General features: G+C 52.8%; 3 protein-coding genes and 2 tRNA genes. 1 reads left to right on the top strand and 4 read right to left on the bottom strand.

Features of this window, described 5'->3' with window-relative positions; genetic code table 11:
* Nucleotides 1–4: 4 nt before the first annotated feature.
* Together QLG07_RS02450 and QLG07_RS02445 are read right to left on the bottom strand one after the other, a co-directional pair.
* A tRNA-Val gene (locus QLG07_RS02450) sits at nt 5–80 on the bottom strand.
* Between the two features lie 52 nt (nt 81–132).
* Nucleotides 133–208: transfer RNA gene (locus tag QLG07_RS02445), tRNA-Val, on the bottom strand.
* A 272-nt stretch (nt 209–480) separates the two neighbouring features.
* Here QLG07_RS02445 and gltX point away from each other — a divergent pair.
* Nucleotides 481–1,890, top strand: a complete 1,410-nt coding sequence (gltX, locus tag QLG07_RS02440; protein ID WP_048915279.1) for a glutamate--tRNA ligase — start codon at nt 481–483, stop codon at nt 1,888–1,890.
* 45 nt (nt 1,891–1,935) lie between these two features.
* Here gltX and QLG07_RS02435 read toward each other — a convergent pair whose 3' ends face one another.
* Entirely contained in the window at nt 1,936–2,286 is a 351-nt protein-coding gene (locus tag QLG07_RS02435; RefSeq protein WP_048915280.1) for a YfeC-like transcriptional regulator, read from the bottom strand.
* 152 nt (nt 2,287–2,438) lie between these two features.
* A complete protein-coding gene (locus QLG07_RS02430; protein ID WP_133623123.1) occupies nt 2,439–3,227 on the bottom strand; it encodes a formate/nitrite transporter family protein in 789 nt (262 codons plus the stop codon).
* Nucleotides 3,228–3,627: the final 400 nt, after the last annotated feature.

Below are 3,627 nucleotides of genomic sequence, written 5' to 3'. Positions count from 1 at the left end.
GATATGGTGGGTGATGACGGGCTCGAACCGCCGACCCCCTCCGTGTAAAGGAGATGCTCTACCAACTGAGCTAATCACCCATATCTCGAATCTCTGGGTACTGCATTTTCGCGGGCATCATTCATCAAATGATGGTGGGTGATGACGGGCTCGAACCGCCGACCCCCTCCGTGTAAAGGAGATGCTCTACCAACTGAGCTAATCACCCCCGCTGTGTGGAGTCGCATTATAGGGAGTCGCCGAAATGAGTCAACGCTTTTTCAATGTAAAATGTGTGTTCGTCGTAAAAATAGTCAGGAAGTGGTGATTTCAGGCAAAAACAGCGGGTTGCTGAACGAAATCAAGGCAATGTTCCCCCGGCAGACGGGGAATGGCGTTGAGGATTCGACGACAGATGGTAGAATGTGCCCCACAAAAATCAGAACGTGACAGCACGCTTCTGACACTGGCCAAAGCATCCGCGTAATAAGGCATTCATTAATGAAAATCAAAACCCGCTTCGCTCCCAGCCCAACTGGCTATCTGCACGTTGGCGGCGCTCGTACCGCACTTTACTCCTGGCTATTTGCCCGCAATCACGGCGGCGAGTTTGTGTTGCGTATTGAAGACACCGATCTGGAGCGTTCAACTCAGCAGGCGATCGATGCCATTATGGATGGCATGAACTGGCTGAATCTCAACTGGGATGAAGGCCCTTACTACCAGACCAAGCGTTTTGACCGTTACAACACGGTGATTGACCAGATGCTGGAAGCGGGTAGCGCGTATAAGTGCTACTGCTCTAAAGAGCGTCTGGAAACGCTGCGCGAAACCCAGATGGCAAACAACGAAAAGCCACGCTACGACGGCCGCTGCCGCGACAGCCATGAGCATCATGCGGATGATGAACCTTGCGTGGTGCGTTTCCGCAACCCGCAGGAAGGTTCGGTTATTTTTGACGACCAGATCCGTGGCCCGATCGAGTTCAGCAACCAGGAGCTGGATGACCTGATCATTCGCCGTACCGATGGTGCGCCGACCTATAATTTCTGCGTAGTGATTGACGACTGGGATATGGAAATTACCCACGTTATTCGTGGTGAAGACCACATCAACAACACGCCGCGTCAGATCAACATCCTGAAAGCGATTGGCGCGCAGGTGCCCGTGTATGCCCACGTTTCAATGATCCTCGGCGATGACGGTAAGAAACTCTCCAAGCGCCACGGTGCGGTCGGCGTGATGCAGTATCGCGATGACGGCTATCTGCCGGAAGCGCTGCTGAACTATCTGGTGCGCCTGGGCTGGTCACACGGTGACCAGGAGATTTTCACCCTTGAAGAGATGACCAAACTGTTTGATCTCGATCAGGTCAGCAAATCTGCCAGCGCGTTTAACACCGAAAAGCTGCAGTGGCTGAACCACCACTATATCAACAGCCTGGCTCCGGAATACGTGGCTACCCACCTGCAGTGGCATATCGAGCAGGAAAACATTGATACCCGCACCGGTCCTGAGCTGGCGCAGCTGGTAAAACTGCTGGGTGAACGCTGCAAGACGCTGAAAGAGATGGCGGCGTCCTGCCGCTATTTCTATGAAGAGTTTGCTGAGTTTGATGCTGATGCCGCGAAGAAACACCTGCGTCCGGTCGCGCGTCAGCCGCTGGAAGTGGTGCGTGACAAGCTGGCTGCTATCAGCGACTGGACGGCGGAAAACGTCCATCAGGCGATTCAGGCGACGGCGGATGAGCTGGAAGTCGGCATGGGCAAGGTTGGCATGCCGCTGCGTGTCGCGGTGACCGGTGGCGGTCAGTCTCCTGCGCTGGACGTGACAGTGCATGCTATTGGCAAGTCACGCAGCGTGGCGCGCATTGAGAAGGCGCTGGCGTTTATTGCCACCCGCGAAGCCTGACCCTCCGCCATTAAAAAACCCGGCCGCCAGGCCGGGTTTATAGTATTAACTACTGATACCCAATCGCTGCAAAATCCCCTGAATTCCCTCGCGTAGCAGCATCGCTGCCAGCTTCTCCTGTTCCTCATGGCTCAACTGCTGCAATGAAGTCACTAAAAGTGCGGGAAGAGAATTTTGATTGACGCGGTACTGGGCATTAGGCTCTGCAGCATGACGTGTCGATTTCAAAAAGAGCTTTACGCGTTCATCAATATGAATCATGCGTGCTTTTCCACCTTGAACACCGGGTTTCGGTGCGGTCGTCCAAGCCTCTTTCTTCACCCATTTATTTATGGTCTGTCTGCTAAAACCTGTTTGCTGTGCCAGTTCTTCCGGCGTTAACCAATCCTTTTTCACTTTACCATCCCTTTTGCCGAATAAAGTCATTGTGCATATTACAACAATTCATCACATGAACAACTAACACAAATTACTAACTCTGGCAGAACGAAGAGTAAAAAAGTCGAGAAGGATCTGAAATACCCCTGCATAAGCAGGGGATAGCACGATTAGCGGGAAGTCGAGCTTGCTGGCTGCGGTGCACGAAATGCAACAAAGTAGGCCAGACCCACAAAAATAGCACCGCCGACGGCGTTACCAAGGAATACCGCAATAAAGTTTGGCAGGTATTCGCCCCAGCTCAGGTAACCGGCAAAAATGGCCGCAGGAACGATAAACATGTTCGCGACGACGTGCTGGAAGCCGATAGCCACAAACGCCATCACCGGGAACCACATGCCAAAGATTTTGCCCACCACGTCTTTACTGGCAAAAGCCAGCCAGGTCGCCAGGCAGACCAGCCAGTTACAGCCCACGCCGGAGATAAACGCGTGCATGAAATCGGCGTTAACTTTGGCGCTGGCAATAGCGACGGTTTTTTTCAGGTAGTCGCCTTCGGTCATGCCGAGCATATGGCCAAAGAACCAGGCGATAGCCACGCTGCCAATAAAGTTAGCAACGGTGACCCAGAACCAGTTACGCATGACGCTCAGCGCACTGATTTGACGTGCGAACCAGGCGACGGGCATCACCATCATATTTCCGGTCAGCAGTTCACCGCCCGCCAGCACGGTGATAATAATCCCCACCGGGAATACCGCTGCGCCCAGCAGGGTGCCAAAAGAGCCCCAGTCTGCCGGAAGCTGGTTAACGACGTGAATATAGAGCAGGAAACCGAATGCAATAAACGCACCGGCAAGAAAACCAAGGATCAGTAATGAGGAAACCGGGGTGCGGCTTTTAACCACGCCAGACTCAACGGCAACGGCCGCAATTTCTTTTGGTGTGTGCAATGACATAATAACTCTGGTGGTGTAGTGACAAAAAGGGCCGGATTCTGCGGGCGGTTAAATACGCTTGTATCCAGCGCACAAGGGGTTCCGGCAACAAAAAAACGCCGCAGTTTTGCACGCTCAATTAACAAAAACAAGTAGCTTTTAGGAGTGTTTTAACCTGCGCTTAACAGAAAAAGTGCTCAGGCAGATATAGAGGCATGAGACCGCCGCAGAAAACAGAGAGTTAGCGCTTTCTTGCCCGCTTTGACGGCTTTTTCAGCGATCGATCTCAGATTATCATTTTGCCGTTGACACCAACCCCACTGTTTCATATTATCCCCGCCGTCAACACGACACGGTTTTTCGGCTTGGGGGTATAGCTCAGCTGGGAGAGCGCTTGCATGGCATGCAAGAGGTCAGCGGT

This window comes from Erwinia sp. V90_4 (genome assembly GCF_029967685.1).
Classification (GTDB): domain Bacteria; phylum Pseudomonadota; class Gammaproteobacteria; order Enterobacterales; family Enterobacteriaceae; genus Erwinia; species Erwinia aphidicola.
The sequence above is the reverse complement of the archived record's forward strand: the minus strand, read 5'-3'. Positions and strand labels throughout refer to the sequence as shown.